This window comes from Candidatus Beckwithbacteria bacterium (genome assembly GCA_012797845.1).
Classification (GTDB): domain Bacteria; phylum Patescibacteriota; class Microgenomatia; order UBA1400; family UBA1449; genus JAAZOH01.
On the sequence record JAAZOH010000026.1, the window covers coordinates 1 to 6,715 of the forward strand.

Annotated in this window: 7 protein-coding genes and 4 tRNA genes; 10 read left to right on the top strand and 1 reads right to left on the bottom strand. The window is 36.4% G+C overall.

The features are described from left to right. Positions 1-97: 97 nt before the first annotated feature. Positions 98-661, bottom strand: a complete 564-nt coding sequence (nadD, locus tag GYA49_03620; protein NMC36112.1) for a nicotinate (nicotinamide) nucleotide adenylyltransferase — start codon at positions 659-661, stop codon at positions 98-100. Positions 662-727: 66 nt separating this feature from the next. Here nadD and GYA49_03625 point away from each other — a divergent pair, with 66 nt between their 5' ends. The 10 genes from GYA49_03625 to GYA49_03670 all read left to right on the top strand — a co-directional run bounded on the left by GYA49_03625 (position 728) and on the right by GYA49_03670 (position 6,656). Further along, on the top strand, positions 728-1,324 hold the full coding sequence (locus tag GYA49_03625; protein ID NMC36113.1) for a hypothetical protein: 597 nt from the start codon (positions 728-730) through the stop codon (positions 1,322-1,324). A gap of 54 nt (positions 1,325-1,378) precedes the next feature. Then, positions 1,379-1,450: transfer RNA gene (locus tag GYA49_03630), tRNA-Arg, on the top strand. 140 nt (positions 1,451-1,590) lie between these two features. After that, positions 1,591-1,677 (top strand) — tRNA-Ser (locus tag GYA49_03635). Between the two features lie 100 nt (positions 1,678-1,777). After that, a tRNA-Arg gene (locus GYA49_03640) sits at positions 1,778-1,849 on the top strand. A gap of 98 nt (positions 1,850-1,947) precedes the next feature. After that, a complete protein-coding gene (locus tag GYA49_03645; GenBank protein NMC36114.1) occupies positions 1,948-2,703 on the top strand; it encodes a hypothetical protein in 756 nt (251 codons plus the stop codon). Further along, positions 2,693-3,199 carry an NUDIX domain-containing protein gene (locus tag GYA49_03650; protein NMC36115.1) on the top strand — a complete coding sequence of 169 codons (507 nt, stop codon included), beginning with the start codon at positions 2,693-2,695 and terminating at the stop codon, positions 3,197-3,199. The genes GYA49_03645 and GYA49_03650 overlap by 11 nt, the downstream gene beginning before the upstream one ends. A 68-nt stretch (positions 3,200-3,267) precedes the next feature. Continuing rightward, a tRNA-Ser gene (locus tag GYA49_03655) sits at positions 3,268-3,350 on the top strand. Positions 3,351-3,356: 6 nt separating this feature from the next. Then, entirely contained in the window at positions 3,357-3,974 is a 618-nt protein-coding gene (locus GYA49_03660; protein ID NMC36116.1) for a hypothetical protein, read from the top strand. A 32-nt stretch (positions 3,975-4,006) separates the two neighbouring features. Further along, complete coding sequence (locus GYA49_03665; protein ID NMC36117.1) at positions 4,007-5,782, top strand: phospholipid carrier-dependent glycosyltransferase; 1,776 nt, start codon at positions 4,007-4,009, stop codon at positions 5,780-5,782. Positions 5,783-5,786: 4 nt separating this feature from the next. Then, positions 5,787-6,656 (top strand): NUDIX hydrolase, encoded by an 870-nt coding sequence (locus GYA49_03670; protein ID NMC36118.1) that lies wholly within the window; start codon positions 5,787-5,789, stop codon positions 6,654-6,656. The last annotated feature ends 59 nt before the right edge of the window (positions 6,657-6,715 follow it).

A 6,715-nucleotide genomic window follows, 5' to 3' on the forward strand; every position in this document is an offset into this window, starting at 1 on the left:
AATACCACCAGAGATAGCAATCACAACTTTGTCTTTACCGGTTTTTTCTAATATGGTTGTAATAAAGTTACGGACCTTGTTAATTTCTTGTGAAGAATTAGCTATTTTCATAGAGATGATGCTTGCTAATATACTGGGCAATTTGAGGATCTACAAGTTTAATTATTGATTTATTATTTTTAATAAGACTGCGAATTTGAGAAGATTTATACTTAATTGTGGGGACATTGGCAATTACTTTCATATTAGGTAGTAATGGTTTTATGGGGCAATTATATCGAGGATAGACATAGACTGACCAGTTTTTCAGCAAAGTTTGATAGTCTTTCCACTTGGTAAAATCAGCTAGCTGATCAGAGCCGATTAGCCAAGAAAATTGATATTGGGGATATTTTTTTTGCAAACATTGTAAAGTAATAATCGAGTAGCTAGGACCAGTGCTGTTAAGTTCACAGTCTTCAACTTTAGTGTTGGTGGTTTGTATTAGCTTGAGCATAGCCAGACGGTCTTTCGAAGCCAATAAATTTTTGGCAAAAGGATGTTTAGCGCAAGGCACATAACAAACTTGATTTGCTAAGTTTAGTTGTAAAACCCTTTTTACCATTTCCTGATGACCAAGATGAGGCGGATCAAAACTACCACCAAAGAGCATAATTTTCATAGAAAGTAGTATAGCAAGTTCCTAAGATACGATTTTTTTCAAAAATCTGCTATTATAAGAGAACAAATGCCAAAAACAGAACAAGTCCAACCAGAGCAAATGCCATATCAAGAACCAGCTCCAGTAACTATTGTCAAAGAGCCATTAAAAATATTACTGACTTGGAAAGCTCCTATCCGGCCATTTAAAAAACGCAATCGGGAATACTTTACCACTGCTGGTTCAATCATTTTCTTAATTTGTATTATTTTACTGTTCGTCAAAGAATTCTTGCTGGTTTTAGCGTTAATCGCTTTATCTTTTCTGGTTTATATTATGGGGACAGTGGAGCCAGAAGAAGTTGAACACAAGCTGACCAATAAAGGTATTATCACTTTAGGTAAAACCTATTTTTGGGAACAACTAGGCCGTTTCTGGTTTGAAAAAAAGTTTAATGACGAAGTTTTAATGATTGAAAATTTTATTGGTATACCCTCAAGACTTATGTTGCTCTTGGGTAAGCAGGATAAAATTCAAATTAAAGCTATTTTAGATAAGTATTTACTGCAAGAAAAACCAGAGCTTTCGCAGGTTGAAAAAATGAGCAAATGGCTTGGTGAAAAAGTGCCTTTAGAAACAAATCCAGCTGCAAAACCCCAAAATTCTCAAAAGACTAAAAAATAAGCTCTTCTTCTGGTAAAATATGCCTGGGAAATTCCATTTTTAAACTTCTTTCTTGCTCTCGTAGTTTAATGGATAGAACAGTGGTTTGCGGAACCACCGATACAGGTTCGATTCCTGTCGGGAGCACATTTGCATAGTATCCAAATCAATCAAGGAATAATCCTGACCTGTTGAGTTTATGATGGAAGGGTGGCGGAGTGGTCCATCGCAGCGGTTTCGTCAGCCAAAGGCCGATCCGCCTCTGGCGGAAAAACCAGCATTATCAAGGAAGGGTGGTAGAGTGGTCAAATACAACAGTTTCGAAAACTGTGCCCTTTTACAAGGGCCCGTGAGTTCAAATCTCACCCCTTCCGCTAAGATTTGCTCTCATAGTTTAATGGATAGAACAGTGGTTTCCCTGCCCGCAATGCTTAAAGCATAGCTTTTGCAGGCGGGCGGAACCACAACAAATAAGCACTTATAGTTCAAGGGATAGAACAAGGGTTTCCGGAACCCTAGATCCAGGTTCGAGTCCTGGTAGGTGCACAAGCGATGTGGGTTCCCTGCCTGCCGGCAGGCAGGGATTCCTGCTGGGAGCACAAAAATAACTAAAAACTAAAAGCGAAAAAGTTAGAAATAAAAAAATGGAATTAGTTTTTAATATTAACCGTTTTCAATTTCCCTACAAAGGCCTTAAATTTCCAGGTCAACATTCAGAAGAGCGGATTCTATTTATCACCAGAGAGGGGAGAATTGTTATCAAAATAAAATTAGCACTTTGTGTAGCAGTTGTTCTATTGGGTTTAGTGATAGGAATAGCAATACTAAATAAGTTGACTATTCTGGGCTTTACTTTTTCTAGGTTCATCCCTATCTTTGCTATTTTTTGGCTTTTAGCTGGAGCTTTTATGTATTGGTGGCTTTGGGTAGTTTGGCGCAAAACCCTATTTATTATTACTACCAGGCGACTAACTAAATTTATTCACACTTCCCCTTGGACCCGTTACCAGATGTCTTTAGGGCTCGATCAGGTTGTAGATACTGGAGCTTATCGAAAAGGCTTGTTTCAAATGGTGACTGGCTTAGGTTATTTTGTAGCTAGATCAGCAGCTGGGGCAGTCAAAAATTTTAAAATTATCAATATCAGTTTTTCTGAAGATTTACATAACTACATTAATAAACTACTGTTTGTTTTTAATGAGCAAAAAGAAAATTTAGATAAGTTCCGTCCCTTTATTCCTCATCTCAAAGGTGAAGCTCGAGATGAGTATGTTCGTCAGGTAGCTCCTGAGTTTAGCAAAGCCATTAAACTGCCACCCGAAGCTGAAGGAGAATATTTGCCAAAAGGTAAAACTATTTATGAAAAAAAATTAGAATTGGGAGAGCAAGATGAAAACTAAACAAGAATTTTCTGCTGGAGGAGTTGTTTATAAAAAAGATCAGAGTGGTATCGTATTTCTATTAGGCAAACATTCTGGGTATCATAAGTGGGTTTTACCTAAGGGTTTGATTGAAAAAGGAGAAAAGCCCAAACAAACTGCCATTAGAGAAACTCAAGAAGAAATGGGCGTAACAGCCAAAATTGTCAAATCTAAACCAATTCATACCGAAACATACCGGTACATGGCTGATCTCAAACATAGCTTAGATTTGCAATCTAAGGCCTTGGAGAGCACGCGGCGGGTCAAAACATACCAAGAACAGGGTGGTGGCCAAACAAAGGTTGAAAAAACGGTACAATTCTTTCTTATGGAGTATGTTTCCGGTGATCCCTCTCAACATGGTTGGGAAATGGAAAACGCTGGTTGGTTTTCATATGAGCAAGCGCTTGAAATAATGGGTTTTGAAGGGGAGAAAGCAGGGCTTAAAAAAGCCTGGGAACTACTAAAATCTTAATTCCAATCTGATGTTACAATAAGTACGTTTGTGGATCTTGCGGTTCTACTTCTCTTTTATAGAGAAATGGAGGAGTCGCCTAGTGGTCTATGGCACACGCCTGGAAAGCGTGACCCTTCGGGGTTCGTGGGTTCAAATCCCACCTCCTCCGCAACCCTTGCTAAAATCATTTGTTATTACTGTCAGTATCTGGATAGATAATAGTAAAGATGCAAAACAGGTGGGAGGTGATAATAAAATGAATAAAACAAAAGCAACTGGATTAATAATCCTGTGTTTATCAATTGTTTTAAGTAGTTGTAGTCCAAGTAAAACAATTGGCCAAAAAACCGGTGAAAAAATTTTGGAAAAAACAATAGAAGCTCAAACTGGAGCAAAAGTAGATGTCGATGCTCAAGACGGAGAAGTTACTATTAAATCTGAAGATGGTCAAACCCAATACTCAGCAGGAGGATCAGCAGTATTGCCAAGTAATTTTCCTAAAGAACTTATCATAACTAGTGATGCCAAGATTATTATCGCTTCAACGTCTGGAACAAATAGCTCGGTAACATATATTACTAATAGTGAACAAAATGAAGTTTTTGACAAATACATTTCTGATCTGACTGGACTTGGTTGGACTAAGGAAATGGAATTTGATGCTGGTCAGGGCAAGATGCTTAATTTTGCTAAAGAAAACACTAAAGTTACTATTACCATTGGGGAAAATAACACCAAAGATCAATCAGAAAAAACTGCAGTTAATATTATTTTGACGACAGAAGAGAATTAAATTGGCAATAACTCAAAAGTAATTATTAAAGTATGCGCCTGAAAAGCGTGACCCTTTTAGGGTTTATGGGCTCAAATTCTACCTCATCTACTGTGATGTTACACGTAGTTCAAACTACACTCAGAAACTATAAGCAGCATCTTCTTTTAGGACTAATAATTATATTGGCTGCTTTTCTCCGTTTTTATCATCTTGGTTCATTACCATATGGTTTTCACCGCGATGAAGTTTTGAATGGGTATGTTGGCCGTTTCACACTTCAAAATGGAGTTGATTTGTATAGTAATACATGGCCAATACTTTATTTTGATAATTTTGGTGATTATCCCAATATTTTACCCATGTATATTTCGGGTTTATCTACATATGTGTTTGGGATTAATGAATTTGCAGTTCGTTTTCCAATTGCTTTAGCTGGAGTACTCAGTGTAGTTTTGATATATCTACTAGCTAATTTTATTTTTCAAAAACAAAACACGGCTTTATTTGCCAGTTTTTTAGTAGCAATTCAGCCGTGGCATATTGTCTTGTCGCGGGCAACTGCTGAAGGAGTTTTAGCTTCGACAACATTTTTACTAGCTACTATCTTGTTGTTTTATGGTATTGCCAAACAAAAACTTCCTCTATTATTACTATCGTTTTTCTTATCTGGATCAACATATCTTTTATATCCTGCCTATAGAGTTTTAGTACCAATTATTCTGTTACCCAGTTTTGTGCTAACTGACTCTAAGAAAATAAAAACAGTGTTGATAACAGGTGTTATCTTTTTTTTCATACTTACGCTTGCCATCTCCCAAACTACTTGGGGGCGAGGTCGTTTTGATCAAACCACACTTTTTAGCCAGCAGAGCCGACCCTATGTTCTAATTGAAAATTTTAAAGCTGGCATGGGAGGTAGACCTCTTTTGGAAACTAGAATATTTCATAACAAAATTGTTTTGTATGGTCGAGAACTGCTTTATCAATATCTCAGCTATTTTTCTGGAGATTATTTATTTAGTCGAGGAGGTATGCCCCAGCGTTATCAAATTCCGGATATTGGCTTAATCTATTACGCATACCTGTTGGGAATTGTATTATTTCTAATTCCTAGCAAACTTTTGAAATTACTTGGTATTAAGTCCTTAAGAACAAAAATTGTTAAAAATGATAAGTGGCTGTTTTACTATTTTTTACTATACATATTACTCGTAGCTCCGCTAGCCAGTGTGGTAACTCAGGATGATGTGCCCAATGTCCACCGATCCTTTTTAATGTCAGTTACTATTGTTTTTCCAATCGCCTATGTTTTTACCCAACTTTTTAATTACCGCTGGCAAAAGAAACGTTTTTCCATTTCACTGGGAATATTAATCAGTTTTGTGATGTGTTTGGAATTTATATATTTTTGGCAAATATACACTGTCCATAGTTCAACTTTTCAAACTCTTTATAGAGAAGATGATAAAAAGCCCTTGTTGGCCTATTTAGATGAAAATCAAAATAAATATGATCATATCTATCTGCCAAGCGAAGATAAATTAGCTTTGTATTATTTATTTGATAAAAGAGATTTTAATAGTAATTTAGCTGGGAAATTCCAAAAAAATTTACACATAGATCAAATTGGCAAACTAACATTTATTGATGAGCGTTGCGTGTCAAGTAAACTTGATCCAAATAAAATTTTGCCCAACTCACTGATTATTAATCGTAGTGAATGTCAGGCAGAATTAGGTTTTTATGAGATTGCCAGAACTAAAAGGCTAAATAGTACTGATGCTTATACAATGTTGGTATATAAAAAACCGGAATTAAACCAGTAAAACTATGTCTCAAACTCAGCAAATTACTGCTTGTGCATTTTTATACAACTCCAAAGGCCAGGTTTTTACAGCCAAGCGAGCGGCAACTAAAACATTTCTTCCCAATCATTTTGAATTACCCGGTGGTCATACCGAATTTGGAGAAAGCTTAGAAGAGAGTTTAATTAGAGAATTAAAAGAAGAGTTTGAAATTGATGTTATTGTTGAAGAGCCATTTTATACTTTTACTTATCTTAGTGAACAAAATTCTATTCATACTGTTGAGGTAGTCTTTTTTGCACGGTTGAAAAATCCAGAGCAAAAAATTACTCTTCACCCTGAAGATCATAGCAAATATGTTTGGTTCGGACCAAATCAGATAGATCATTACTTTGCTAAAGATGATGAGGAGAAAAAAGCAGGAGAGCAGGGATTTGCGCTTTTAAGTCAAAAAGCAAAAGCCGGTCTAGATTACATTGGTGTTTCGGTTGGAGCTTTAATTTTTAATGATAAAAATCAAATACTGCTAACCAAACGGAGTCAGCAGGCTAAAAATGAACGAGGTTGTTGGGAAGCTCCAGGTGGAGCTGTCCATTTTGGGGAAACTTTGGAAGCAGCAATTAGGCGGGAAATGAAAGAAGAATTGGGAGTTGAGATAGAGATTTTAAAACAACACCCCGCTAAAGATCATTTGTTGCCAAAGGAAAAACAGCATTGGGTACCAAGTGTATTTGAAGCTAAAATTAAGTCTGGTCAAACTCCACGAATTTTAGAACCAGATAAATGTGACGACATAGCTTGGTTTGATTTAAATAAACTACCTTCTCCTCTATCTATAATTACCAAAATGGATCTTGCCTATTATCTTTATCGCGGTAAAGCCTTGGTTTCCTAAAGTAGTAAATCTTTCTATAATGAGATTAGCCTAGTCGCAACTTGTTTCTAGGTATTTAC